Annotated in this window: 21 protein-coding genes; 7 read left to right on the forward strand and 14 right to left on the reverse strand. The window is 69.8% G+C overall.

All coding sequences use genetic code 11. The features are described from left to right. Positions 1 to 4: 4 nt before the first annotated feature. From CTB96_RS01970 to CTB96_RS01995, 6 genes are all read right to left on the reverse strand, one after another. Entirely contained in the window at positions 5 to 835 is an 831-nt protein-coding gene (locus tag CTB96_RS01970; protein WP_110125241.1) for a carbohydrate ABC transporter permease, read from the reverse strand. Next, positions 832 to 1821 (reverse strand): carbohydrate ABC transporter permease, encoded by a 990-nt coding sequence (locus CTB96_RS01975; protein ID WP_110125242.1) that lies wholly within the window; start codon positions 1819 to 1821, stop codon positions 832 to 834. Before CTB96_RS01975 ends, CTB96_RS01970 begins: the two co-directional genes overlap by 4 nt. 72 nt (positions 1822 to 1893) lie before the next feature. Continuing rightward, complete coding sequence (locus tag CTB96_RS01980) at positions 1894 to 3213, reverse strand: ABC transporter substrate-binding protein (protein WP_110125243.1); 1320 nt, start codon at positions 3211 to 3213, stop codon at positions 1894 to 1896. Positions 3214 to 3621: 408 nt separating this feature from the next. After that, positions 3622 to 4314, reverse strand: coding sequence for a 2-phospho-L-lactate guanylyltransferase (gene cofC / locus CTB96_RS01985; protein WP_219993193.1), 693 nt, complete (start codon positions 4312 to 4314; stop codon positions 3622 to 3624). Positions 4315 to 4334: 20 nt separating this feature from the next. Continuing rightward, a complete protein-coding gene (gene cofE, locus CTB96_RS01990) occupies positions 4335 to 5255 on the reverse strand; it encodes a coenzyme F420-0:L-glutamate ligase (RefSeq protein ID WP_110125245.1) in 921 nt (306 codons plus the stop codon). A gap of 2 nt (positions 5256 to 5257) precedes the next feature. Beyond that, positions 5258 to 6259, reverse strand: a complete 1002-nt coding sequence (locus tag CTB96_RS01995) for a TIGR03557 family F420-dependent LLM class oxidoreductase (protein ID WP_110125246.1) — start codon at positions 6257 to 6259, stop codon at positions 5258 to 5260. 162 nt (positions 6260 to 6421) lie between these two features. Between CTB96_RS01995 and CTB96_RS02000 the strand changes: the two genes are divergently transcribed. Together CTB96_RS02000 and CTB96_RS02005 are read left to right on the forward strand one after the other, a co-directional pair. Then, complete coding sequence (locus CTB96_RS02000; RefSeq protein WP_110125247.1) at positions 6422 to 7258, forward strand: exodeoxyribonuclease III; 837 nt, start codon at positions 6422 to 6424, stop codon at positions 7256 to 7258. Positions 7259 to 7366: 108 nt separating this feature from the next. Then, on the forward strand, positions 7367 to 7978 hold the full coding sequence (locus CTB96_RS02005; protein WP_110125248.1) for an antibiotic biosynthesis monooxygenase: 612 nt from the start codon (positions 7367 to 7369) through the stop codon (positions 7976 to 7978). Positions 7979 to 7995: 17 nt separating this feature from the next. Here CTB96_RS02005 and CTB96_RS02010 read toward each other — a convergent pair whose 3' ends face one another. The 3 genes from CTB96_RS02010 to CTB96_RS02020 all read right to left on the reverse strand — a co-directional run bounded on the left by CTB96_RS02010 (position 7996) and on the right by CTB96_RS02020 (position 11285). Beyond that, entirely contained in the window at positions 7996 to 8916 is a 921-nt protein-coding gene (locus CTB96_RS02010; protein ID WP_110125249.1) for an AEC family transporter, read from the reverse strand. A 65-nt stretch (positions 8917 to 8981) separates the two neighbouring features. Continuing rightward, complete coding sequence (locus CTB96_RS02015; RefSeq protein ID WP_110125250.1) at positions 8982 to 10562, reverse strand: MFS transporter; 1581 nt, start codon at positions 10560 to 10562, stop codon at positions 8982 to 8984. Positions 10563 to 10673: 111 nt separating this feature from the next. Beyond that, positions 10674 to 11285 (reverse strand): TetR/AcrR family transcriptional regulator, encoded by a 612-nt coding sequence (locus CTB96_RS02020; RefSeq protein ID WP_181397102.1) that lies wholly within the window; start codon positions 11283 to 11285, stop codon positions 10674 to 10676. Positions 11286 to 11424: 139 nt separating this feature from the next. Here CTB96_RS02020 and CTB96_RS02025 point away from each other — a divergent pair, with 139 nt between their 5' ends. Genes CTB96_RS02025 through CTB96_RS02035 form a run of 3 tightly spaced genes read left to right on the forward strand, consistent with a single transcriptional unit; the run spans position 11425 to position 13063 of the window. Next, positions 11425 to 11763 (forward strand): ArsR/SmtB family transcription factor, encoded by a 339-nt coding sequence (locus tag CTB96_RS02025; RefSeq protein WP_110125252.1) that lies wholly within the window; start codon positions 11425 to 11427, stop codon positions 11761 to 11763. Next, a complete protein-coding gene (locus CTB96_RS02030; RefSeq protein ID WP_110125253.1) occupies positions 11756 to 12199 on the forward strand; it encodes an SRPBCC family protein in 444 nt (147 codons plus the stop codon). The genes CTB96_RS02025 and CTB96_RS02030 overlap by 8 nt, the downstream gene beginning before the upstream one ends. A gap of 48 nt (positions 12200 to 12247) precedes the next feature. Further along, positions 12248 to 13063 (forward strand): alpha/beta fold hydrolase, encoded by an 816-nt coding sequence (locus CTB96_RS02035; RefSeq protein WP_110125254.1) that lies wholly within the window; start codon positions 12248 to 12250, stop codon positions 13061 to 13063. A 190-nt stretch (positions 13064 to 13253) separates the two neighbouring features. Here CTB96_RS02035 and CTB96_RS02040 read toward each other — a convergent pair whose 3' ends face one another. From CTB96_RS02040 to CTB96_RS02055, 4 genes are all read right to left on the reverse strand, one after another. Continuing rightward, positions 13254 to 13535 (reverse strand): HPr family phosphocarrier protein, encoded by a 282-nt coding sequence (locus tag CTB96_RS02040; RefSeq protein ID WP_110125255.1) that lies wholly within the window; start codon positions 13533 to 13535, stop codon positions 13254 to 13256. A gap of 49 nt (positions 13536 to 13584) precedes the next feature. After that, positions 13585 to 15273: a phosphoenolpyruvate--protein phosphotransferase gene (gene ptsP, locus CTB96_RS02045; RefSeq protein WP_110125256.1), complete on the reverse strand. Its 1689-nt coding sequence runs from the start codon at positions 15271 to 15273 to the stop codon at positions 13585 to 13587. Between the two features lie 310 nt (positions 15274 to 15583). Further along, positions 15584 to 16558, reverse strand: coding sequence for a DUF5692 family protein (locus tag CTB96_RS02050; protein ID WP_110125257.1), 975 nt, complete (start codon positions 16556 to 16558; stop codon positions 15584 to 15586). 48 nt (positions 16559 to 16606) lie between these two features. Further along, on the reverse strand, positions 16607 to 17200 hold the full coding sequence (locus CTB96_RS02055) for a TetR/AcrR family transcriptional regulator (protein WP_110125258.1): 594 nt from the start codon (positions 17198 to 17200) through the stop codon (positions 16607 to 16609). A gap of 134 nt (positions 17201 to 17334) precedes the next feature. On the opposite strand from CTB96_RS02055, the gene CTB96_RS02060 reads away from it, so the two are divergent. Together CTB96_RS02060 and CTB96_RS02065 are read left to right on the forward strand one after the other, a co-directional pair. After that, positions 17335 to 23868 (forward strand): SCO7613 C-terminal domain-containing membrane protein, encoded by a 6534-nt coding sequence (locus CTB96_RS02060; RefSeq protein WP_110125259.1) that lies wholly within the window; start codon positions 17335 to 17337, stop codon positions 23866 to 23868. A 161-nt stretch (positions 23869 to 24029) separates the two neighbouring features. Next, positions 24030 to 24668 carry a GNAT family N-acetyltransferase gene (locus CTB96_RS02065; RefSeq protein WP_181397103.1) on the forward strand — a complete coding sequence of 213 codons (639 nt, stop codon included), beginning with the start codon at positions 24030 to 24032 and terminating at the stop codon, positions 24666 to 24668. Positions 24669 to 24754: 86 nt separating this feature from the next. Here CTB96_RS02065 and CTB96_RS02070 read toward each other — a convergent pair whose 3' ends face one another. Further along, positions 24755 to 24988 carry an SHOCT domain-containing protein gene (locus CTB96_RS02070; RefSeq protein ID WP_110125882.1) on the reverse strand — a complete coding sequence of 78 codons (234 nt, stop codon included), beginning with the start codon at positions 24986 to 24988 and terminating at the stop codon, positions 24755 to 24757. Positions 24989 to 25003: the final 15 nt, after the last annotated feature.

Below are 25003 nucleotides of genomic sequence, written 5' to 3' on the forward strand. Positions count from 1 at the left end.
GGTGTTACTTGACCGCACCGGCGGTGACGCCGGCGACGATGCGCCGCTGGGCGATGATGAAGGTGACCACCATCGGGATGCTCATCAGGACCACGTAGGCGAAGATCAGGTTCCAGTTCTTGACGTACTCCGACTGCGAGGCCACGTTGAAGAGGTTCAGCGGCAGGGTCGAGGCACCGCTCCCGCTGAGTACGAAGAAGGCGTAGAACACCTCATTCCAGACCGACAGGGTGACCAGGATGGCGGCGGTGGCGATGACCGGCCGCAGCAGCGGCAGCACGATGCGCACGTACACCTTGAACGGCGAGGCGCCGTCGATGCGGGCGGCCTCTTCCAGTTCGACCGGGATGTTGCGCACGAACCCGGTGGTGAAGAAGATCGCCGTGGCCATGAACATGCCCATGTACACCCCGATCATGCCGAGCGCGGTGCCGTCGAGGCCGAGCGACTGGAGGGTGAGAACCATGGTGACCACCGCGGGCGGCAGGATGATGCCGCTGATGCCGACGGAATAGAGCAGCCCCATCAGCTTGGACGAGCGGCGGGCGAGCACCCACGAGGCGGCCGAGCCGAGGACGAGCACACCGAACACGCTGGGTACCGTCACGAGCAGGCTGCCGAACAGGCCGCCGAGAACGTCACCGTCGCTGATGGCCCGGCCGTAGTTCTCTGCGATGTGCCAGGTGGTGGGCAGGCTGAGGTCGGGCACCTGCGCTTCGGCGTCACTCTTGAACGAGGTGATCACCAGCAGATAGAGCGGGATCCCGATGACGAGCAGGCAGGCCAGGATCGCGAGGATCGGTTGGATGCCACGGGTCAGGCGTGTGGTCTTCATAGGAGCTGCTTCTCTCTCCGTCGCAGCGCCCAGATGATCGGGAACGCGAGCAGGATGACGACCAGGAACAGGATCAGGCTCATTGTGGTGGCCTGGGCGTACAGCCCCTGTCCGAAGGTGCGGTAGATGAAAATGTTGAGCACCTCGGTGGTTCCGGCCGGGCCACCCTTGGTGGTGGCCTGAACGGTATCGAAGCCGTTCATCGAGCCGAGCAGCGCGGTGGCGACGTTGAAGGTGACCGCCGGGGCGAGCAGGGGGAACCGGACGCTGCGGAGGGTGCGCCACCAGCTCGCACCGTCGATCTTGGCCGCCTCGAGCACGTCTTCGGGGATCGACTTGAGACCGGCCAGGTAGATCAGCATGCTCAGTCCCATCCACTTCCAGGACTGCACGATCGAGACCACGACAATCGTCCAGGTGGTGTCACCCAGCCAGGCGATGCTCACGGACTGGCCGAGCACGCCGCCGAGCATGCCGTTGAGCGCGCCATCCGGCTTCAACAGGGCCTGGAAGATGTAACCGATCGCCAGCGGCGAGATCAGCACCGGGATGAAGAAGATCGCCCGGCTGGCCCGGTTGATGCGGCTGTCGCGTTCGAAGAAGAGGGCGAGCGCGAAGCCGAACACGTTCTGCAGCACGGCCACGAGCACGGCCCAGATCAGGGTGGTGCGCAGGGCGATCAGCACGTCGCCGTTTCCGAGCAATGCTTCGAAGTTCTGCCAGCCGACGAAGTCGACACCGTCGTGATAGGCGGACCAGTTGGTGAACGCGTAGACGAAGTTGAGCACTGTGGGCAGCAGGAAGAAGACGCCGAGGATCGCGAAGGCGGGCCAGAGGAACCAGGACGGGTAGGCGCTGCGCTCGGCCTTGATGCCACGGTTGGCGGGGCCCGGCACCCCGATCCGGCGGTAGTCACGACGGTTGGACCCGCCCCGGCGCTTGCCGCGAAGCGAACCTGGCCCCGGTGTGTCTGCGAAGACAGTCATGGGATTCACACTTTCGATTGGTGGGCGGACCGGGCGGCGGGGCAGGTCGCCCCGCCGCCCGTCGTGACGCGGTTAGAAGCCGTCCAGGCCCTGCGCCTGAGCGAGCCCGGCGAACTGGCGCTGGGTGGCTTCCGCGACCTGCTCCGGGGTCTGGGTGCCCTGGATCATCTTGGCCATGTTGAGGTACAGGTCGGCGTTGGCAACCGCGAGGGACTGCATGGAGCCCACCGAGGTGCCCAGCGAGGCGGAGATCAGCTTGGCGACCTCCGGCACACCGGCCGGGCTCTGCACGTCGGGCTTGATCGAGACGGCGTTGGCCGCTTCGATGTAATCGGCGTAGCCGTCGGTCATCCAGAAGTTCAGGAACTGGGCCGCGGCGGCTTCCTGCTCGGCGTCTCCGGTGTGGAAGGCGACGACGCCGTTCTTGTTATCGGGGATCGAGGTGGCGATGTTGCCGTCCTGGGAGATCGGGAACCAGCCGACATTCGCGTCGATGGTCTCGGTGTCAGACACCGACTGCATCTGCAGCAGCAGCGCGTTCACCTGCACGGCCATCGCGGCCTCGCCGGTCAACACGGCGTTGGCCTGGTCGATGACGGTGGCGGTCTTGATGTCGGCGTTGAACAGGCCGTCGTCGATCAGCGACTTGTACTCGGTGATCGCGTCCAGGATGGCCGGGCTGGTGAACTGTTCCTCGTTGGTGTTCACCCGTTCCCAGAGTCCGTCCTGGGCTTGCTCGGCGAGCTGCACCTGCGGCCACCACTGGGTGGGCCACATGTCGCCGCCGGCTTCGTAGAAGGGCACGCCGCCCTGGTCCTTGATGGATTGGGCGTCCGCGATGAACTCGTCCCAGTTGGCCGGGTCCTCGGTGATGCCGTACTGGGCGAACAGGCCCTTGTTGTAGTAGACGCCCATCACCGACGGTGAGGTGACCAGCGCAGCGTAGCGGGTGTCCCCCACGAAGCCGGTGACGTCTTTCACGGCGGGGTCGAGGTCGTCGAGCCACGGGGCGTCGTCGAGGGAGAGCAGGTTCTTGGACGGCTGCAGGGTGGTGAGCTGACTGGCGGTGGGCTGCCAGGCGGCCAGGTCGGGCATGTCGCCGACGGCGACCTTGGTGAGCAGGCTCTGCTCGTAGGGGTCGGGGTAGGCGACCTTCTCGAACTTCGCTCCGGTTGCCTCGGAGAACGCATCCATCACCTGGGTGAGGCCGGCGTCGGAGACCGCGCCGCCGCCGAAGGTGAGAGTCACGCCCTCCAGGGATGCGGTGGGTTCGTTCCAGACGGCCTTGCCGTTGGTTGCGCTGCCGCCGCCACCACCGGTGGCGCAGCCGGTGAAGATGAGGCTGGCGGCGGCGGCCAGGGTTGCGGCCTTGACGAATGTCGATGCTTTCATGGGGTCTTCGTTGTCCTTCTGAAGGGTGCGGGGTGATGCGGGGATGGTCGGGGCGTCTCGCTGGCGCGCCGAAGAACCTCGTGGCTGCCGGGTGGCGGCGACCGGAGGGGAGAGGAAGGTTCGTCTCCGAGGAAGTTCCAGCAGCGATGCTGCGATGGAGTCAGAGGCTGGGGTGGGGATTCACGCTGACCGGTGGCGTTCAGGCCCGGTGCGTCCTGTGTGGCGGACCCTGCGTGGAGGGCGGTTCAGCTGTGCAGCAACCTCACTTCTTCGTGATCGATGACGGGAGAGCGGAGGCCATTGTGTGGCCCTCGGTGCGTGTGAAAACGTTATCAGGAATTATATGAAAACGCTATCAAAAATCGTGCGGTTCACTCTGCACGATTGCCCACTGGGCCTGCACGATTGTCAGAGTGACTCGGGCGGCCGGGAATCGGCGGCATCCGGTGCCAGCTGGGAGCGCGCGATGATGGCGCTGGTGTGGGCGCCGACGCCCCGGCGCAGCACCTCGGCGAGGTTGTCGACGGTGTCGACGTCGCGTCGGATCGACGCCGAGGCGGGCAGGTTGAGCGGCACGTGCCCGGCACCCTCGTGCGCGGCGCGGGAGCCGGGGCCGAACCGCGGCGTCAGTGAAACGCCCGCCAGCGCGAGCAACGTGGTGGTGCCGGTGCCCTCTTCGTCGGCGATCATCGCCCGGTCGTGGGCGGATGCGGCGGTGAGGGCCGTCTCGACATCCGCGGTGGTGAGGGCGGGCAGGTCGCCGGTGAGCACGGCGAGGTTGCGCTGGGGATACAGCTCCTGCGCCACCCGCACACCCTCGGCGATCGCAGCGTTGAGCGGGTCGCGAGTTGCTTCATGGCGCCCATTCGCGGCATCCGACGGGGAGGTTTGCGGGAGCTCGGGCACTATCTGCGCCCCGAGGGCGGCGAGCGGAGCCGCGGCGGCGGGATCGTTCGTCACCACGAGTACCCGGTGCACGCTCGCGCTGGCGAGCAGGGCAGCCACGGTGTCGAGGGCGAAGGCTTCGGCGAGGGCGCCGCGTGCCGGGAACGGCTCGGGCAAGTCCCCCAGGCGGCTCTTGGCGGCTGCGCTGCCTTTCACGGGCACCACACACACCCAACTCACGCGGTGGTGGTTCCGCGAGATGGCACTTGAGGTGCCTGGGTCGGCTCAGCACTGGCCACAACTGTCGTCTCGGCGGCCGAATCAGAAATTGCGGCGGAATCAGCAGTTGCGGCAGCAGCAGCGAGTCCGGCGGCATAGCCCTCCGCGTAGGCCTCGGCGCTGCCGACCCGGAACATGTCGTTCGCGCTGTCGCGCAGCAGGCGCCGCGCCCCGCGGTCCTCCGCGTCGATCGCCCCCACCAGCTGGCCGAGGCCGCGGAGCACGGCCACCGGGTTGCCGCTGGTCTTGCCCTTGATCAGGTCGGCGGCGCCGGCGATCTCGTCGGCAACGGCAGCGACCGTGACATCGAGTCGGCGACCGTGCGCATCCGCGGTGCCGCGCAGGTCGTCGAGCACGGCCACGCCGGCGGCGCCGATGGCGATGTCGGTCTGGCCGTCGCGCCAGGGCCGGCCCACGGTGTCGGTGATCAGCACGCCGAGGTAGAGCCCGGTCGCGGAGCGGAGGGCGCTGCAGAGGGCGCGGGCGGAGGCATCCGGGTCGGCCGGCAGCAGCAGCACGGTGCCGTGCTCCACGTTGCTGGCGTCCACGCCGGCGGCGGCCATCACCAGGCCCTGCCGGTTCTCCACGATGCGGGTGACACCGCCGGGATGCGCACGGGTCGCGACCACGCGCACCGTCTCGTCGGTGATCGCCTGCTCGCGGTCGGTGGCGGCCACCTGCCTGCCCTCGGCCTTGGAGACGATCTTGCTGGTCACGGCCAGGATGTCACCGTCGGCCAGGAGCGCGGCATCGGGCCCGGCAGCGGCGAGGATGATCGCGGCCAGGTCGTCGCCGGCGCGGATCTCGCCGATGCCGGGCAGCACGAACACCTCGAGCCGGGACTCGGCTCCCGGCCCCGGCGTCTGGGATACGGGCATCGCTACCGGGCGAGCTTCGGCAGCACGTCGCGGCCGAACACGTCGATCCACTGGCGCTGGTTGCGGCCCACGTTGTGCAGGTAGATCTTGTCGAAGCCGAGGTCGACGAACTTCTGGATGTAGGCGCGGTGGTCGTCGGGGTCGGCGGAGATGATCATGCGGCCCTCGAAGTCTTCCGGCCGTACCAGCTTGGCCATCTGCTCGAACTCGAACGGCGAGCGGATGTCGCCCTTGGGGAATTTCATGCCGCCGTTGGGCCACTCGTGCAGCGCGTTGGCCATGGCCTCCTCGTCGGTCTCGGCCCAGCTCATGTGCAGCTGCAGCACCTTGGGCATGGTCGACGGGTCCTTGCCGGCCTCGCGGGCGCCGTCGTCGAACTTGCCGAACAGCATGGAGATCTTCTCCAGCGGGGCACCGACCGTGATGAGGCCGTCGGCGTGCCGGCCGGCGCGCTTGGCGGTGACCGGACCGGCGGTGGCTACGAGGATCTCGGGGGCGACCTCCGGCATGGTCCACAACCGGGTGGACTCGAGCTTGAAGAACTGGCCGGAGTGCTTGACGTCCTTGCCGGCGATGGAGGCGGTGAAGAGCTTCGAGATGATCTCGATGGCCTCGAACATGCGGTTGATCCGCTCGGGCGCTTCCGGCCAGTAGCCGCCCACGATGTGCTCGTTCAGGGCTTCACCGGAGCCGAGGCCCAGCCAGTGCCGACCCGGGTACATCGAGGCGAGCGTGGCGGAGGCCTGCGCCACCATCGCGGGGTGCCAGCGGAAGGTGGGCGCGGTGACGCCCGGGCCCATGTCGCCCTTGGTGCGCTCGCCGATCGCGGCGAGCACGCTCCACACGAACGACGACTCGCCCTGCGCGGGAACCCACGGCTGGAAGTGGTCGGCCGCCATCACGCCGGAGAAGCCGTGTTCCTCCGCGTAGGCCGAGAGCTCCACCGCCTCGGCGGGGGCGAACTGTTCCAACATGGCCGCATAACCGATCTGCAATTCCGACATACAGCCATCCTGCCACTCACGTGTGTCGGCGAGGTTTCTCAGCACCGGGCACCGAGTTGCCCCGCTGCGGACGAGTTGCCCCGGCACACCAGGGCAACTCGCCCGCAAGTGGGCAACTCGGCGAGGAGGTTTCCGCGTGCCGCGCCAAATAGGCTGGGGTGTATGCGCATCGCCACCTGGAACGTCAACTCCATCCGTGCCCGCGTCGACCGCACGGTCGACTGGATGGTGCGGGAGGACGTCGACGTGCTCGCCATGCAGGAGATCAAGTGCAAGCCGGAGCAGTTCCCCGTGCAGGCCTTCGAGGACGCCGGCTACGAGGTGGCGATCCACGGCCTGAGCCAATGGAACGGCGTGGCCTTCGCCAGCCGGCACGAGATGACGGATGTCGTTACCGCGTTCCCGGAGATGCCCGGCTTCCTCAAGGGCGAAGAGGGCCCCGGCCTGCCGCTGGAGGCCCGCGCGCTCGGCGTGACCGTGAACGATATGCGGCTGTGGAGCCTGTACGTGCCCAACGGCCGCTCGCTCGACGACCCGCACTACATCTACAAGCTCGACTGGCTGGCGCGCCTCAAGACCCACGCCGCCGACGAGCTGGCCCGCAACCCCCGGCTCGCGATGGCGATGATGGGCGACTGGAACGTCGCGCCGCTCGACTCGGATGTGGGCGACCCGAGCCTCAAGCCCGGTGTCTCCACCCACATCTCCGAACCGGAGCGGGCCGCGTTCGCCGCCTTCGAGGCGGCCGGCTTCACCGACGTGGTGCGCCCGATCGTGCCGGATGGCTACACCTACTGGGACTACAAGGCGCTGCGGTTCCCGCGCAACGAGGGCCTGCGGATCGACTTCATCCTCGGCTCACCGGCGTTCGCGGAGCTCGTGACGGATGCGAGCATCCACCGCAACGAACGCAAGGGCGACGCCCCCAGCGACCACGTGCCGGTGCTGGTCGACATCGAGAGCGACGACGAGGACGACGACCGCCCGATGATCTTCTAGCGGCCCACCGGTCGAGAACCGTCCCGCTGGTCGAGACCCCCGTGCGCTGGTCGAGACCCCCATGCGCTGGTCGAGCCTGTCGAGACCCGCGTCGCTCATACTGGAGGCATGCCAGCTGCTGCCTCCGGGAATGACGGGGCGCCACCAGCGCCCGCCGGCGTTCCCGTCACCGTGTCCATCCGCCGCCGCGTCGACCCCGAGCGCTTCGACGAAGCCACCTCCTGGGTGCAGACCGGCATGGACCTCGCCAACGAGTACCCGGGCTTCCTCGGCTCCGGCTGGGTGCGCGCGCACGCCACCTCCGGCCATTGGCACATGCTCTACAAGTTCTCGGATGCCGCGTCGCTGGAGGCCTGGGAGAACTCGATCGCCCGCACCAGCTGGCTGCTCGAGGGCGAGGGCCTGGTGCTGGAATCCCATGTGGAGAAACGCACCGGTATCGAGGGCTGGTTCGATCACTCGCAGGAGCAGGCCGGGGCGCCGTCGCCGGTGCAGCCTCCACGGTGGAAGCAGGCCGTGGCGATCGGGCTGGGTTTCTTCCCGCTGAACGTGATCTTCACCTACCTGATCACCGGCGTCGACCCGGCCTGGAACGACATCCCCACGGTGCTGCGCATCCTGCTGACCACGCTGGTGATGGCACCCACCATGACCTACCTGGTGATGCCGCAGATCACCCGTCTGCTGCGGCCCTGGCTGCAGAAACGCCCCAGGCCCTAGGCGGGCACGGCCACAGGTCAGGCGAGCAGCGCCGCGATGATCACAAGCGCCGGAATCGCGCCGATCGTGGTGATGAGCACGGTGTCCCGGGTGACCACGACCGCCCGGTCGTACCGCGAGGCGAAGTTGAAGATGTTCTGCGCGGTCGGCAGGGCGCTCACGGTCACCACGGCGAACAGTTCGGGCCCGGTGATGCCGAAGACGAACCGGCCGATCAGGTACGCGATCACGGGCATGACCGCCACCTTGATCAGCGACGCCGCCACGACCTGCTTGCGACCGGTGCCGGGCTGCAACAGGCGCTGGCCGTGCAGTGACATGCCGAACGACATCAGCACCAACGGGATCGCGGCGCCGCCGATGATGTCCAGTGGGGCGAACACGGCCTCTGGCACCGGGATGCCGAGGGCGGCCACGATCACGCCGAGAATCGACGCGATGATCATGGGGTTGCGCAGCGGCTGGGTGAGGATGCCGCGCACCGACACCCGCCCGCTGGTGGAGGCGTCGAGGATGCCGAGTGTGATCGGGGCGAACACCAGCAGCTGCAGCAGCAGCACCGGGGCGACGTACTGAGCGCTGCCGAGCACGTAGATGGCCACGGGCAGGCCGATGTTGTTGGCGTTCACGTAGGTGGCGCTGGTGGCGCCGAGCACGGTCTCGGGCAGGCCGTTGCGGAAGAACAGCCGGGCCAGCAGCACGTAGAGCAGCATGCCCACGACCACGCTGCACAGCACGGTGGCGAGGAAGCTGGAGAACAGCACCCGCACATCCGCGTGGGCAAGCACCGTGAACAGCAGGGCGGGAGTGGCGACGAAGAAGGCGATGCGGTTGAGCACCCGGCCGGCGTTCTCGCCGGCGACGCCGGAGCGTTCGACGATGTACCCCACCAGGATCACAAACCCGATGATCGAGAATCCGACCAGTACACCGCCCACCCATCGAGCCTAGAGCCCCCGCCCGGCCGGGGAGGCCATCGGCGGGGACTCTGGGGCTGCTTCGGTTAGCGCACCAGCTCGTCGGCGGAGGAGCCGGAGGTGCCGGACTCGGTCTCGAGCAGGATCTCCTCCACGGTGTGGTGCGCCTTCGGGGCACGCACGAAGACGGCGGCGGCGATGGCGATGGCGATCGCCACGCAGCCGGCCACGATGAACGCGCTCTGCAGGCCGCCGGTGAAGGCATCCTGGGCGAGGCTCGTGGTGGCCGAGTCGAGGCCAGTCGGAATGATGCCCTGAGCCACGGCCTCCATTCCGGCGAAGCTCGTGCCACTGAGGCCGGACGCGGTGCCGGCGGAGACGATGGCCGCCAGCACGGCCGTGCCGAGGGCGCCGCCGAGCTGAAGCGAGGTGGCCTGCAGGCCACCGGCGACGCCGGCCAGCTGCACGGGTGCACTGCCGACGATGGCCTCGGCGCCCGAGGTCATCACCAGGCCAACGCCGAGGGCGAGCACCACGAACGGCACGGCCATCGCGATGTAGGGCGAATCGATGCTGATCGGGGTGAGGCCGAACAGCGCGGCACCGACGAGCACCAGGCCGAGCGACATGGTGACCCGGATGCCGACCTTGCTCACCATGGCGGCGCCGATGGGCGACGCGATGATCGAGACCGCGCTCAGCGGCAGCAGCATGACGCCGGTGGCGACGCCGGCCTCGCCGCGGAAGTTGAGCAGGAACAGCGAGAGGAAGAAGGTCACTCCGAACAGGGCGAAGAAGTTGGCCGCAACGGCCAGGGCGCCCACGGTGATGGTGGGGTTGCGGAAGAGTGACATGGGCAGGAGCGGGGCGGCGACCCGGTTCTCCACCAACACGAAGGCCACCAGGAGCAGGAGGCCGCCGGCGAGGACGCCCAGGGTGAGCGGGCTGGTCCAGCCCCACGCCTCGGATTGCACGACGGCCAGCACCACGGCGAACAGGCCGAGGGCGAGCAGCACGACACCGAAGATGTCGAACCGGGCGCTGTCGGTGGCGGCGCTTTCCTTGAGCACGATGCCGCCGAGGATCAGGCCGATCACGGCGATGGGGGCGTTGATGTAGAAGACCCATTCCCAGCCGACGGTGCCCACGAGCGCGCCGCCCACGATCGGGCCGGCGGCGATGGCGACGGATGACGCGCCGCCCCAGATGCCGATGGCCATACCGAACTTCTCCCGCGGGAAGGTCGCCCGCAACAGGGCCAGGGTCTGCGGCATCAGCAACGCTGCGCTCAGGCCCTGCAGGGCGCGGAAGGCGATGACGCCCTCGGTCGTGCCGACCAGGCCGATGGCCACCGAGGTGACGGCGAATGCCGCGACGCCGATGAGGTACATCTTCTTGCGGCCGAACCGGTCGCCGAGCTTGCCGCCGAGGATGAGGAAGACCGCGAGGGCGAGCAGGTAGGAGTTGGTGATCCACTGCAGTTCGGTGAACGAGGTGCCGAGGGATTCAGAGATGGCGGGGTTGGCGACCGAGACGACGGTGCCGTCGAGGCCGACCATGAACAGGCCGAAGCAGACCGCGGCCAGGGACAGGCCGGGGTTGCCGCGCACTGATCGTCGGCCGGACGCCGGGCGAGTTGCCTGGCGGCGAGGGGTGGAGGTGGACATGGTGGTGCTCCAAACGGTGTTGCGGGGTGGGAATGGTCGTGCGTCGGCGCACAGGAGAAACGCTTCGGTCTGGGGTGGCGAAGCGTGGGGTGGGGCTGCTGGGGAGGCTTGCTAGCCGGGGCCGGCGGTGGGCCCCGGGGTGCGGGTGCCGAGGCGCTGCGGTGCCAGAACCGGCACGAGCCACTCCCTCACGATGCTCTGCAGCTCGGTGGGCGACACGACGTCACCGCGGGCGAGGGCACGGTCCACGATCGCCGAGAGCATGATGCGGGAGGCGAGGCTGGTGTCGGCCCGGTCGTCGATCCGGCCGGCCTGTTTGAGCGCGTCCAGTGCCGCGCCGACGGCCAGGTGCAGCGGTGCCGCGAGGTACTCCTCCACCGCGGTCATGACTGCGGGGTCGGACCGGCCGGCGTCGTCGAGGGCGAGCACCAGCTGGCCGAAGCGTCCCACGGTGAGGCTCCGCACGGCGGTTGTGATTGCCGTGAGCGTCTGGGTGAGGGTGTGTGACGCATCCAGCACCGGGATGTCGATGGGGCCGAGTTTGGCCGCGACGGCCACGACCAGCGCGGTCTTGGTGGGCCAGCGCTTGTAGATGGTGGCCTTGGAGGAATGCGCCCTGGCGGCCACGGCGTCGATCGTCAGAGCCGAGTAGCCCACCTCGGCGAGAAGGTCGGTGGTGGCCTGCAGAACGGCATCCGCCCGCTCGGCACTGCGCTTACTCATCTCCCCGACCACATCTGTACTGTACATTACACTTAGGGCTGAGCGTAAGTCAGGTCTGGCAGATGGGGCAAAAAATCCCGCCGTGGGCATCACTCATTTAACCTTGTGCTTAATTAGCCAATCGGTTTATTATCGCCGTATGGCCACCGATCAGCTCAGCAGAACATTCTCGGCACTCTCCGACCCGACCCGGCGGGCCATTCTCACGATGCTGTCGCAGGGCGAGGCGACGGTGACTGACATCGCCGCGCCGTTCGACATGAGCCTGCCCGCCATCTCCAAGCACCTCCAGGTGCTGGAGAAGGCCGAGCTGATCTCTCGCGGACGCGACGCCCAATGGCGGCCGGCGAGATTGAATGCCGTGACGCTCGCGCCCGCTGCCGACTGGATCGACGACTATCGCCGGTTCTGGGAGACAAGTTTTGATGCGTTAGAGCAACACCTCACCTCCGAAGAGAAAGGCACGACCCGTGACTGAATCAACCGGCTCCTCCATCATCCGCACCTTCTCGGCACCACCCGAAGCCGTCTTCGATGCCTGGGTGACTCCCGAGACTTTCGCCATTTGGTGGGGCGGTAGCGCTGCGGAGGTCCCTCTCGACTCCATCTCGCTGGATGCCCGCCCTGGCGGCAGCTGGAAAGCCACCATGATCCTGGGGCCAGAGCTGCGATTCGACTGGCGTGGCGAGTACATCGAGGTCGACCGCCCGAACAAGCTCGTGCTGACCACGACCTTCGAACCCGGCGAGGCGCGGGAGGTGCTCACCGTGATCCTCACCGCTGTGCCCGAAGGCACCGAGATGCGCTTCAGCCAGACCGGCGGAAACCTCTCGCCAGAGGAATACGAGGGCACGACAGTCGGCTGGCAGGTCGTCTTCGAGGCGATGGACACAGCCCTCACCGCCCGAGTGTAGGAGTCCGTCACTCTTCCGCCGCGCGGGCCGCTCCCCTACGCTCGAACCATGCCTCACCTCACCGTGCCGGGCGCGAGCCTGTACTACGAAGCCCACGGCCACGTCTCGAAGCCGGCGCTCGTGCTCATCCACGCCGGCATCGCGAATCTGCGCATGTGGGATCCGCAGATCCCCGCGCTCACCGCCGACCACTACGTCATCCGCTTCGACACCCGCGGCTTCGGCCAGACCGAGGCCGAAGACGCCGAGTTCTCGAACCGAGCGGATGCGCTGGCTCTGCTCGACCATCTTGGTGTGGCCAGGGCCACCCTGGTGGGGTGCTCCCGCGGCGGCTCGATCGCGATCGACCTCACCGTGGAGCATCCGGACCGGGTGGCCGGGCTGGTCACCGTGGGCTCCGGCCCGAGCGGGTTTCCCGCCACCGAGCTGACCGATGTCGAGGATGCCCGGTTCGACGAGATCGACCGGGCGTTCGAGGCCGAGGACTGGCACCGGGTCGCCCGGCTGGAAGCCGCACTCTGGGACTTCGGGCCGCTGCGCCGCGAGGAGGACCTCGACCCCGAGTTCGTCGCGACCGCCTACGCCCTCAACCGGGTGAACGTGGTGCACGCCGACGAGAACCCGGTCTCACTCCCCCTCGAACCACCCGCCTACGACCGGGTGGTCGACATCGAGGTACCCACGCTCATCACTGTGGGCGAATACGACATCTCCGAGGTGCTCACCCAGTACGAGTACCTGCTGTCGACGGTGCCGGAGGCCAGCGGATGCGTCTTCCGTGACGCCGCGCACCTGCCCAACGTGGAGCAACCCGCCGACTTCGAGCGGGTGCTGCTCGGCTGGCTGGCCGAGAACGGCCTCTGAGCCCACTCCGCCGCCGTTCGAGGCCCGAGTTCGGGGTGCGACTGCCTCACCGCACCAGCTGTGGCTGCGCGTGCGCGCCATAGCGGGCGCAGCAAGCCACCTGGGGCGCGGCGGTGGTGGGATGCGCGCGCTCACGCACGAAGGGCCCCGGTTTCCCGGGGCCCTTCGTGGTGGTGCGATGCTGCGAGCGTTACTCGGCGGCGTCGTGGTCCGTCTCGAGGATCGCGACGAGGCTCTCGAGGGCCTCATCGGCGCCCGCGCCCTCGGCGCGCAGCACGACGACCTGGCCGTGGCCGGCACCCAGGCTCATCAACGACAGGATGCTCGAGGCATCCATGGCGTCGTCGATCGGGTCGCCCTCCAGGCCGATGGTGACCTCGAGGTCGAGGGCGCCGACGGCACCGGCGAAGATCGCCGCGGGGCGGGCGTGCAGGCCGACGCGGCTGGCGATGGTGGCGGTACGTTCTGACATGATTCCTCCTGGAGCGGTACTGCGGGGTGGGGCGAATGGAACGGGTGGGTTAGAGGCCGAGTTCGTCGAGCACGGGAAGTTCGGCGCGCACCTGGGCGCGGGCTTCGAGTGCGTTCGGGGCGGCGAGGGCGATCGTGGCCAGGCGCTGGGCTTCGGCCAGGGTGACGGTGTTCAGGACCGCGCCGACGGCCGAGAGGGCGCGGGCGGTCATGGACAGGGTGTTCACGCCGAGTCCGACGAGGACCACGGCCAGGGCCGGGTCGGCTGCGGCTTCGCCGCAGACGCCCACGGGCTTCTGGTTGCCCTCGGCGAGAGACCCGGCCACGGTGAGCTGGATCAAGCGGAGCACGGCGGGCTGCCACGGCGTGTTCAACGCGGCGAGCGGGCCGAGCTGCCGGTCGGCGGCCATGGCGTACTGGGTCAAGTCGTTGGTGCCGAGGCTGGCGAAGTTGACCTTACCGAGGATGGTTTCCGCGGTCAGGGCGGCGGAGGGGACCTCGACCATGACCCCGGGGTTGGTCAGGCCGGCCTCGGCGCACATCGCAGCGAAGTCACCCGCTTCGTCGGCGGTGGAGATCATCGGGGCCATCACCCAGACATCCGCCTCGGTGCCCTCGGCGGCGGCGGCGATCGCGGCCAGCTGACGCTTGAGCACCCCGGGGGAGGTGAAGTCGGTGCGGTACCCGCGCACACCCAACGCCGGGTTGGGCTCGGACGCGTCGGTGAGGAACGGGAGGGGCTTGTCGGCGCCGGCGTCGAGGGTGCGCACGACAACCTTCTTACCCGGGAACGCGTCGAAGACACCGCGGTACGCGGTGATCTGTTCCTCGTGGGTAGGTTCTTCGTCGCGGTCGAGGAAGCAGAACTCGGTGCGGAGCAGTCCCACGCCCTGCGCGTTCGCGGCCGCGGCCTTGACCGCGTCCTTCGCCCCGCCCACGTTGGCCAGCAACGGCACCAGGTGCCCGTCGGCGGTGACGCCGTTGCCGTCGAACACGGCCAGGGTCAAGGCGGTCGTCGCCCACGCGGCGGCCGCGGCGACCTGGTCGGCGTCGGGGTCGACCGTGACGCTGCCGGCGGCACCGTCGACGTAGATCTCGGTGCCATCGGTAATGGCGTCGACACCGACCGCGGCGACGACCGCGGGCAGGCCCAGGGCGCGGGCGATGATCGCGGTGTGTGACTGCGGTCCGCCGCCGGACGTCACCAGGGCCAACACGATCGCCGGGTTCAGCGTGGCCGTGTCGGCCGGGGCGAGGTCATCGGCGACCAGGATGAACGGGGTGTCCGAAGCGGGAATGCCCGGCGCGGGCACCCCACGCAGCTCGGCCACGATGCGCGAGCGCACGTCAAGCACATCGGTGGAGCGCTCGGCCATGTAGCCGCCGAGGTTATGCAGTATCTCGGCCACCGACGCAGCCGACTCCCAGATCGCCCGCTCGGCGGACGTGCCGTTGTTGGTGATCAGCTTGACCGCGCCCTTGATCAGCATCGGGTCAGCGGCCATCAGGGCGGTCGCTTCCAGAACCGACTTGCCCGCACCGGTGGCCGTGACCGAGCGTTCCTTGAGCTCAGTCTGCACCGCCTTCGCAGCCGCGCGCAGTGCCACAGCGGCATCCTCAGCGGTGATCGACGAGGCCAACAGTTCTCCTGCGGGCGGTTCGCTCACGGCTTTCGGCATCTGCCGAACGGACCCAACGATCCGGCCGGGGCTGACCCCAACTCCTGTGAAACTCTGCACGAAACATCCTCGATTCTTATGCGGGGGAGACAGCCGTGGCCTCCATCGCTCGAGGCGACGCGCTTCTCTGGGGCGCCACCGGAGGGACGTCGGCATCAAGGCAAAAAAAATACCCGATCATCAGCCAAATGCTGCCAATCAGGTCTTGCCCACTGACGCGGTCACAATCCTTTGAACGCACCCACTATGGTGCACCAAGAACTGTACTCCCGCGAGTAGCCCGCGTCAAAATGCGGCAGCCGGCGGGCGAGCGGCGTCGTCGGGGTCTCCGAGGGGGCCGTTCGCCCGCCGTCACGGGGCGGGGCGGGGGTCAGACGCGGGATGCGGCCAGCGGCGGGGTCGCGCCAGTGCCGGATGCGGCATCCAGCGGTCGGTTGTCGGAGAGCACCTTCTGGTAGCCGGGCAGTTCCACGAACAGTTCGTCTCGCAGTGGGTTGCGCTTGGTGCGCAGGATGACGCGCACCTGGTAGACCACCACGGCGATGTTGGCGACCAGGGAGATCGCGCTCACCAGGAAGAGCGCGGTGGGGTTGTGTGAGGACTGCACGCTGAACATCGAGCTGGTGACGAAGGTGGGCACGGCCATGGTGAACATCATCCAGAACGCCAGTGTCTGCGCCCGGTGCTGCAGCCAGGCGCCCTTCTTGATGAAGAACGCGGGGATGGTGCAGGACACGAGCAAGGCGGCACCGGCATAGAAGGAGTGGTCGCCGACGGCGTTGTAGACGTAGGCGAAGTTCCAGAGGTCGTAGGCCACGATCCAGAACCAGAGCATGTCGGGCCAGACCATGTCTTTCTGCTTGTTGCGGCTGACGATGATGCCGGCCCAGCCGCAAATGGTGAGCAGGTTGAGGATGCCGGCGATGCCGTTCATGATGTTCCACGAGCCGCCGACCATCATGACGCCGTCGACCATGCCGTGCATGCCGTAGACCTGGAAGTCGCGGATGACGGCCTCGAGGATGTTGAGGGCGAGGATCGCAGCGGGGAACATCAGCCAGTATTTGTTCCTGGCCAGTCGGGGGATGAAGCGGATGGCCATGAATCCCAGGCAGCCGGCCAGCGCGGAGTAGACCTTGACCCAGTGGAACCAGGTGCCGGTGCTGGAATCGGGCCCAGCGGTGTGCGGCCAGACGAAGATGGTGAGGGCCACCGGCAGGGCGATGAAGAGCACCAACGAAGCCCACTTGCTCGAGCGGGCGATCTCGTTGGCGAGCATGAGGCCGGCTACCACCGCGAACCACATCAGCGTGGAAGACCAGGGGATCGACTCGTACAGGAACATCTTCGTTACTCCTTATTCACTTTTGTTATGGGGTGGTGGTGTGCCGGCTCAGTGGCCGAGGTGAAGGGTCTGCCGCACGATGGCGACGAGCACCTGGTCGTCGACGTCGGGCGTAGAGCGGACCAGGCCGATGAGGCCGTAGACCAGAACGTAGAAGACCTCGCCGACGTGCTCGATCTCGATCTGGTGGGTGCGGGCGTAGGCCAGGGCGGTCGTGACCTGCAGCCGCTCGACGACGGCGCGCACGGCCAGGTCGATGAACCGGTTGTAGAGGCCCGCGTTCTCGGGGCTGCCGAGGTCTTCGCGGAACATGTCCTTGGTGTGCAGGTGATGGCGGAACATCGCCACGCAGTCCAGCAGGGCCTTCTCCACGTTGCCGGCCTCGCGCTCGGCATCCCACCGGGTGACCGCTTCGACGAACTCGTCGATGTGGTCCTCGAAGATCAGGTCGATCAGCGCGTCGCGGTCGGGAAAGTAGTGGTAGATCAGGCCGCGGGTGACGCCGACACGCTTGGCGATCTCGGTCACCGAGACCTTGGCAACGCCCCGTTCGGCGAACAACTGCCGGGTGGCGGCGACGATCTCGTCGCGGCGCTCGTCGGGCTGCTTGCTCTGCCGGGTTGCCGGTGGGGTGGGGCTCATGATCGAGACGTTATTGGATCGGTTGACACAGCGTCAATCGCCCAGTACGGGGGTGCCCGCCTGTGGGTAACCCGCTCACAGCTGCTGCCGAACCAGTAGCCTGTGGGGGCCCGCACCATTCATCAGGGGGATTGATGTCACCGAGCAGCGCCATTCGCGACTTTGCCGAGTACGTGGGGCGCTTTCTCTGGCCACGCACGACGGCCGATCTCACCGACACCACGCTCTGCCCCGCCTGCCGAACCCCGTTGCAGTCGCCGGTGTGTGCGTCCTGCGGGCTCGACCTGCGCCACCCGGCCGCGATCGACCTGCTCGCTGCCTCAACGGATGCCGCCGCCGCCCTCGACAGGCGGGTGCAGTTGATCGGGCAGATTCGCTACGAGGTGGCGGAGAGCGCTGCCTCGGCCCGGGCTCTGGCCGAGAAGCGCGCGCTCGAGCGGGTGGCCGAGCAGGCGCTGGCAGAACAAACCGCTTCCGCCCAGCGCCATGCCGACGCCCGGGCCGCCGCGCAGGCGGATGCCGAGCGCGCGGCCACCCAGGCCGCGACGGCCGCCGCGGCGCGCATCACGGCCGCGCTGGCCGCAGCCCCCACGGCGCAGACCGTCACCGCCCGGCCCGTCATCCCGCAGCCGGTCTCGGGAACGACCGCAGCGATGCCAGCCGACGTGGCGACGCCCGCGGCCACACCGCCGATTCCCGCGGCCGCGGCCTCGTGGCCGGCGCCGGCCGGCTCGCCGGCATCCGCGACCCCGGCGACCCCACCACCCGTCAGCACCCGGCCGCCCGAGGCGACCGGTCCGTCTGGCCCGGCCCCGCACAAGCGCTCCAGTGTTCAGATCGTGCTGCTGCTCGTTGGTGTCACGCTGGTGTCGGTGGCGGCGATCTTCTTCCTCACCGTGGCCTGGATCTTCACCGGCCTGGCCTTCCGGTCCAGCGTGGTGGCCGTGTTCACGCTCGGCACCCTGGTGACGGCGGCGATGTTGCGCCGGAAGCGCCTCGTGGCCACCGCGGAGGGCATCGGCGCCCTCGCGGTGGTGCTCGTGCTGCTCGATGTCTGGGCGATTCGACAGAACAACCTGTTCGGCTTCGGCGAGCGCGACGGCCTGCTCTACTGGGGCGCCGCCCTATTCGTGTGCACCGTGTTGTTCCTCGGCTGGCACGCGTGGTCGTCATTGCGGGTGGCCAGCGTGGCGGGGTTCGCCGCCGCCGCTCCCGCTGTCGGCCTCCTCGCCGCGGGATTCGCGGCCGATGCCGCGCCGCTCACTCGGGTGTTCGTGGCGCTGTCCGGCGCTGCCGCCGGCGCGCTGCTGCACCGGTTCACCGTGCCCGGTTCGGCCGGATTCTGGCCGACGCTCGACCGCCGCGCCGAACGGGTCGCCCTGCTCCTGGTCGCCGGGCTCGCCCTGCTCACCGCGGCCGGATTGGCCGCCGTTGTGCAGCCCGACTCCGCCTGGGCTCCCCTGCTCACGTTCGGCATCGTCGCGATCCTGGCAACGGCGCATGCCGCGACGGTGCTGTCCACACCGGAGCCGGATGCCTTCTCCCGCACCGCGGCCTACGCCGCGGCCGGCCTGGCCGCACTGACGGCCGTGCTCGGCGTGGTCGTCAGCACCTGGCGGAGCGAATCCCTCGACCTGTTCGTGGCGGTACCGGTGCTCGTGGCGGTCACGCTCGCGCTGGGCTTCGAACTGGTCTGGCGGCGCCTTCCGGCCACCACCGCCCGCCGGGTCGCCCTTACCGGTGCCGTCACCGCCGCCGCGCTGGCCTGCCTCAGCGGGCTCAGCGTGCTACTGGTCGCCGCGGTTCCCCTGCTGCGGGCGCTGATTGCCGCCGACCCCGACCCGATCGCCCGGGTCAGCAGCGAAGCCACCTCCGCGCTGGCCGCGCTCGTGGGGGTCGGCCTGCTGGTGAGCATCTTCTGGCGGCTGGACGGCGTTCTGGGCGCCCGCCTGCGCGTGCTCGTCTGGTTCGGTCTGGCGCTCGTGCTGCTGGCCGTGCCGTTCACGCAGTGGCTCTGGCTGATCCTGCCGCTCTACCTGCTGCTCGGCGCGCTCGCCCTGGCCGCGCTGTTCCTGGCCCGGAGCCGGCGCCCCGAGCTCGGCCAATTCCGCCCGCAGCTGGTGACGCTGTTCATCTCGGCCGAAGCGCTGGGCTACGTTCTGGGCTGGAGCGGAAGCTCGAGCTGGTGGGTCGGCACGCTCTCCGCCGTACTGGCCCTGGTGCTCGCCCGGCTGTTGCTCGACCGGCGAACGCGCTCCGGCGGCCGGGGCGCCCTGCTCGCCGGCGCCATCGTGCTCACCCTGGTCGGGGCGGCGGCCGCCCCGCGCGCGCTCACGCTCGCGGCGCCACCGACCACCGCCGTGCTCTGGCTGTACCTGCTGCTGGCCGTCGCGGTGACCACCGGAGTGCTGCAGGTGTTCATCGCCCAGAGCCGATTCGGGCGTCTCACGCCGATGGAGCGCCGCTGGGCGTTCTGGACCCTGCTTGCCCCCACCGTCTACCTGGTCGCGGCGCCCACCGGCCGCGTGCTCGAGAACCTGCCCTCCGACGAGCGCGCCACCGTGGCGCTGCTCGCGCCGGCCGCCGGCATCCTGGCCGCGGCCCTCGTGGCCTCGGCCATGCTGCTCTGGACCGTGCGGCCGGCACCGCGCCTGGGCTGGGAGCGGGCCACCGCGGCGCTCCTGGTTGCGCCGGGCCTGTTCGCCCTGGCCACCGATCTTGTGCTCGTCACGGATGCGCCCGCCACGGTCACCACCCTCACGGCGCCGACCGCCACGCTGCTCACCGTCGCGCTCGCCCTGACCCTGCGCGTGACCGGGCGCACCTCGCGCGCCGGACTCGGCCTGGAGTTCGGAGCCGGTGTCGTGCTCGCCACGGCGTTCCTTCCCCTCGACCGGGTCGAGCTCGGCTGGCTCATGCTGCTGCTCACCGCCGTCGCGGTGTTGATCACGGCGGTCGACGCCGACGGCCTGTTCGCATCCGGATCCTGGCGACGCCACCTCGGCTGGATCTCCCTCGTACTAGCCACCGCCGCACTCTGGTGGGGTCTGGCTGACGGCGGCACCACCCCGCTCGAGGCTTATGTGCTTCCCCTGGCAGGCACCCTGCTTGCCCTGGCCGCCCTGCTCTGGCGCTTCGGCCGGGTCGATCGCGCCGTCGCCGCCAGCCCCGGCGCCGCGCTGCTCACCTTCGCCGGACTCAGTGTGGCCGCGCTGCCGTTGGCCCTGACCGGGCAGACCGGTTCCGTGCTGCGCCCGGTGATCGTGGGCACCCTCTCTGCGGTGCTGCTGCTGGGCGCGACGCTGGTGCGGTGGACGCCGCCCCGGTGGGCGTTCCTCGCCGCGGCCGGCCTGGCCGGCGCGCTCGGAGTGCTCGTCACCGGCGTCGCCCGGTCGCTGCGGGAGATCACCGCCGACGCCGCGACCGGCCCCGCGCTCGAGGCCTGGCTGCTGCCGGCCACGGTGCTCCTGGCTGCCGCGGCCGTGCTGCTCGTGCGGCAGGACCACCCCGCGTCCCGGTCGGTACGGATGCGCACCGCGCTCGCCCTGATGCTGATTGCGCTGGTCACCCTGACCGTGCTCGAGACCTCCGTCTTCGACCCCTCCGGCCTCGGCGCGGCACGGGCGATCGGCCTCGTGCTGCTGCTGAGCGGTCTGCACGTGTTCGCGCTGCTCCGCCGCAGGGTGCCGTTCGGCACGGTCACCGCATGGTGCAGCGCCGTACTGGCCGGCGGTGCGGCGGTCACCGCGATTCTCGCCGACGCCGTCGACCCGTTCGAGCTGGTACTGGTGCCGCTCGGTGTGGCCCTGGTGGCCGGGCAACTGTTGCGGAACCGGCCGTGGTCCGCCGGGGCCGGCACCGCCGGTGCCGCCGCACACGGCTGGATCGGCGTCGGGCTGGGCCTCGCGCTGCTGCCCAGCGCCGTCGTCGCGGCCGCACCCGATGCCTCGACCATTGCGGCAACGGGCTTGACCGACGATGCGATTCGCCAGCTGTTCACTCTCGCGATCGGCGGGGTACTTGCCGCCGGCGGGGCGCTGTTGCTCGGCCGCCCGCGCTGGAGCCTGCTCGCCTGGCCCGCCGTGCTCGTGGGATCGGCGTCGATCGTCGTGACCGCGGCGGGGCGCATCCAGCCGCTGCTCGTCGGGCGGCAGGGCGGGCCGGACTGGCGCCTCGAAGCCTGGCTGGTGCCCGCCGCCCTGCTGCTGGTCGTCATCGGCGGCCTGATCATTCGGGCCTTCCCGGCCGCACTGCCCGGTGCGGCGGATGCGACGCCGGAGGAGACCACGACTGCCGGTGCGATCGTGCCCCGCGGCTTCGGCTACGGCCTCGTCTGCCTTGCCTTGCTGGGCATCCTGATCGCGGAATCGAGTGCCCTGACCTATCTGCCGTACGCGGCCGGTCGCGCGCTGGCGCTGATCGCGCTCTTCGCGGCGCTACACATTCTGCTGCGCTGGCTCGACCGGAGCCGGGCCGGCAGCCTGCTGGCCTGGTTCACGATTGTGGCCGGGGGCCTGGCCCTGATCGCCGGCCTCGGCCGCGACCTGATCAGCCCACTCGAGTGGGGCACGGTGCCGCTGGGCCTCTCTCTCGTGGCGGGGCAGCTCATCGCCGCCCGCCTGCTCGGTGCCGCCTCCACCGAGCGGGACGCCCTCGAGCCTGGGCGAGCCCTGCCGGTCTGGCTCGGCGTGGGCATGGCCGTCGCGCTGCTGCCCAGCGTGGTGGAGGGTTGGCAGGGTGCGGTGATTCGACCTATCCTCACCCTCGCGCTCGGTGGGCTGCTCACCGTGGGCGCGGCGCTGCTGGTGACGCGACCGAACGCCGATCGCTGGAGCGCACTGGCCTGGCCCGGCATCACCGTGGGCGCCGCCGGCATCGTGCTCACCGCCTGCGGCCGCATCGTGCCGTTGCTCGAGACCTCGCCGACCGGGCCCGCCTGGCGGCTGGAGGCCTGGCTGGTGCCCGCGGCGCTGCTGCTCATCAGCGCGGGCGCCCTCGTCATCGTGCGCGGTCGACCGCCCGCCGACCGCCCGGCACCCCGGCTGACCGCACCCGGCCTCGCCCCCGGCACACCCGCGGCGATCGACCCGGTGCGGGTGCTCGGCTATGGCCTGGTGCTCCTGGCGCTGGTCGGCATCCTGTGGGCCGAAACCGGAGCCCTCACCTACCCGCCGTACGCCGAGGGCCGCATGACCCTGCTCATCGCGCTCTTCGCCGTGCTGCACCTGGCCGTGCGCTGGGTCGATCGCAGCGTCGCCGGCGCGATGCTCGCCTGGAGCGCCATCGCCGCCGGTCTGCTAGCGCTGCTGCTGGGCCTGCGCCTGGATCTGCCCACACCGTTCGAGCTCGGCACCGTGCCGCTCGGGCTGTCCCTGGCCGCCGGTCAGCTCATTGCCCTCGGCCTGCTCGGCCGACGGCCGGACCGGCCAGGGGCGAGCGGTGCAGCCGGCGAGTCCAGGCTGTCCGGGCAAGCCTGGCTGGCCGTCGGCCTCGCGGTCGCGATCCTGCCGAGCGCGATCGGCGGCGCGGACGGCGCCGTGGCTCGCCCGGTGCTCAGCCTGACGCTCGGCGGGGCCGTCGCCGTGCTCGGCGCGCTGCTGGTGAACCGGCCGCGTTGGCACGTTCTGGCCTGGCCGGCCGTGCTCGTGGGCGTCGCGGCCGTGACGGTCTCGGCCGGCGCGCGGATCCTGCCGCTCTACAGCCGACCGACCGGTCCCCTCGGCGCGCTGGAGGCCTGGTTGATCCCGGCCGCCGGCCTTGTTGTGGCCACCGGTGTCTGCCTGGTCTGGGCGGCCAGGGCCGCATCGCCCGCCGGTACCGCCGGTACCGCCGGTGCCGTCGGTACGGCCGGCCCGGGCGGATGGGCCGCAGCGGGTTCTCGTGCGCCCGGTACCGCCGCGCCGGATATCGACGCGCCCGACCTGCCGGGTACAACCGCGCCCATCGGCGACCGGGGTCGGGCGACCCGATTCGTGGGCACCACACTGGCGGAACGGGCCGGCTACGGCCTGGTCATCGCCGCCATGGTCGGGGTGGTGCTGGCCGAACTCCCGGCCCTGGACTATGCACCGCTGGCGGCGATCCGCGTGGTGCTGATCGTCTGGATGTTCTCGGCGCTGTACCTCGGCGCATTCTGGGCCGATCCCAGCGCCCTCGGCCGGCTCGTCGCGTGGGTGGCACTTGGCGGTGCGGCCGCGATGGTGGTGGCCGGGTGGACCCAGGATGTTCCGGATCCGGTCGAGATCGTCAGCATTCCGCTGGCCCTCGCGCTGGTCGCGAGCGGGCTCCTGCACCTGGACCGCACGCCGTCCGCGCGCAGCTGGGTCGCCCTGGCTCCCGGCCTGCTGGTTCTACTCGTGCCGTCACTGCTGCTCGACCTGAGCTACAGCCCCCTCTGGCGAGTGGTGGGGTTGGGTGTTCTGGCGCTCGCGGTGCTCCTGATCGGCACCGCGCGCAAGTTGCAGGCCCCCTTCCTGATCGGCGCGGTGGTGCTGCTCATCCACGGTGTGGCCCAGCTCTGGCCGTGGATCTCGCTCACCTACGACGCGGTGCCCTGGTGGCTGTGGCTCGGCGTCGGCGGCGTGCTGTTGATCGTGCTCGCGGCCCGGTACGAGCAGCGCATCCAGAACCTCAAGTCCGTGGCCCTGCGGATCTCGGCGCTGCGGTAGCCGGCCCCGGGACGGCGCGCGGGAGGTCTTAAGGCCGGAGACCTTCGGGATTCCTGGGCGTGTCTGGCCGCGCGCAGCGGCGAGTTGGGAAATTCTCCGCCGCAACGAACGCTCCCGGTTCAGGGCGGCGCCAGCGCGGCACGGTGTGGAAGCATGGAACCGTGCCCGACTTCCTCGCCCCCGCGACCCTCAGCACAGCCCGGCTGCGGCTCGAGCCGCTGACGTGGAACGATCTGGCCGAGGTGCACGCCGTGTACAGCGACCCGGGCACATGGCTGCACCTGCCGAGCGGCCGGCACACCACCCTGGCCCTGTCCGAACACAGCATTGCAGAGAGCCAAGCCAGCTGGGCCGCGTCCGGCCTGGGCCGCTGGGCCGTCCGGCTGCGCGACAGCCTGCCCGGCACCGATTTGGCCGCCGGCACCCTGATCGGGGTGGCGGCGATGATGCAGATGGACTGTGGCGCCTACAACCTGGGGTACCGGCTCACCCCCACCAGCTGGGGCGTCGGGCTCGCCACCGAAGCGGCCACGGCAGCCCTGGCCGCCGCCCGGGATGCGCCGCTTCCGGTGACCGCTCGTGCCCTGGCCAACAATCCGGCGTCGGTGCGGGTGCTCGAGCGCATCGGGCTCAGCCGGGTATGGAGCGGGAGCGGCCTGCCCGCTGACCCAGCTAATTCCACGGCCACCGCCGCGACAGCCCACCACGTCTACCCCGCCAGCACCCGGCTCGAGCGGGTGGTCTTCGCCGACCGCCCGCTCGAACCCGAGCTGCTGGCCGCGATCATCCGGCTCGGCTGAGGCCTAACGGGCGCACAAAGGCGGGGATTCTTCTGCTCGGCCGGCGTGTCGTGGCAGCCGGCACGGCGATCCTCGAATCAGCCTGGTCAGGGCTCCTCGCCGAGTTCGGCCACCTGCTGCCGGTACTGTTCTGCGCTGAGTTCACCGCGGGCGTAGCGCTCGTCGAGGATGCGCCGGGCGTCGCCCGGTTGTGTGGCGCCGGGTCCGCCATCGTTGCGCAGGGCCCGCACCGCCCAAACGATGACGACCACGAGTGACGCCATCGCCAGTAACCCGTACAGCCAGATCCAGCCCGGGTCCATTCCATTGCCCCACATCATCGGCATTCCCTCTCG

Origin of the sequence: Cryobacterium arcticum (assembly GCF_003185895.1) — a bacterium.
GTDB lineage: Bacteria > Actinomycetota > Actinomycetes > Actinomycetales > Microbacteriaceae > Cryobacterium > Cryobacterium arcticum.

Bases quoted from the DNA above. Each gene is read 5' to 3' on its own strand.
- CTB96_RS01970 (WP_110125241.1), bottom strand. From the start codon at position 835: ATGAAGACCACACGCCTGACCCGTGGCATCCAACCGATCCTCGCGATC.
- CTB96_RS01975 (WP_110125242.1), bottom strand. From the start codon at position 1,821: ATGACTGTCTTCGCAGACACACCGGGGCCAGGTTCGCTTCGCGGCAAG.
- CTB96_RS01980 (WP_110125243.1), bottom strand. From the start codon at position 3,213: ATGAAAGCATCGACATTCGTCAAGGCCGCAACCCTGGCCGCCGCCGCC.
- cofE (WP_110125245.1), bottom strand. From the start codon at position 5,255: ATGCCCGTATCCCAGACGCCGGGGCCGGGAGCCGAGTCCCGGCTCGAG.
- CTB96_RS01995 (WP_110125246.1), bottom strand. From the start codon at position 6,259: ATGTCGGAATTGCAGATCGGTTATGCGGCCATGTTGGAACAGTTCGCC.
- CTB96_RS02000 (WP_110125247.1), top strand. From the start codon at position 6,422: ATGCGCATCGCCACCTGGAACGTCAACTCCATCCGTGCCCGCGTCGAC.
- CTB96_RS02005 (WP_110125248.1), top strand. From the start codon at position 7,367: ATGCCAGCTGCTGCCTCCGGGAATGACGGGGCGCCACCAGCGCCCGCC.
- CTB96_RS02015 (WP_110125250.1), bottom strand. From the start codon at position 10,562: ATGTCCACCTCCACCCCTCGCCGCCAGGCAACTCGCCCGGCGTCCGGC.
- CTB96_RS02020 (WP_181397102.1), bottom strand. From the start codon at position 11,285: ATGAGTAAGCGCAGTGCCGAGCGGGCGGATGCCGTTCTGCAGGCCACC.
- CTB96_RS02025 (WP_110125252.1), top strand. From the start codon at position 11,425: ATGGCCACCGATCAGCTCAGCAGAACATTCTCGGCACTCTCCGACCCG.
- CTB96_RS02035 (WP_110125254.1), top strand. From the start codon at position 12,248: ATGCCTCACCTCACCGTGCCGGGCGCGAGCCTGTACTACGAAGCCCAC.
- CTB96_RS02040 (WP_110125255.1), bottom strand. From the start codon at position 13,535: ATGTCAGAACGTACCGCCACCATCGCCAGCCGCGTCGGCCTGCACGCC.
- CTB96_RS02050 (WP_110125257.1), bottom strand. From the start codon at position 16,558: ATGTTCCTGTACGAGTCGATCCCCTGGTCTTCCACGCTGATGTGGTTC.
- CTB96_RS02055 (WP_110125258.1), bottom strand. From the start codon at position 17,200: ATGAGCCCCACCCCACCGGCAACCCGGCAGAGCAAGCAGCCCGACGAG.
- CTB96_RS02060 (WP_110125259.1), top strand. From the start codon at position 17,335: ATGTCACCGAGCAGCGCCATTCGCGACTTTGCCGAGTACGTGGGGCGC.
- CTB96_RS02070 (WP_110125882.1), bottom strand. From the start codon at position 24,988: ATGATGTGGGGCAATGGAATGGACCCGGGCTGGATCTGGCTGTACGGG.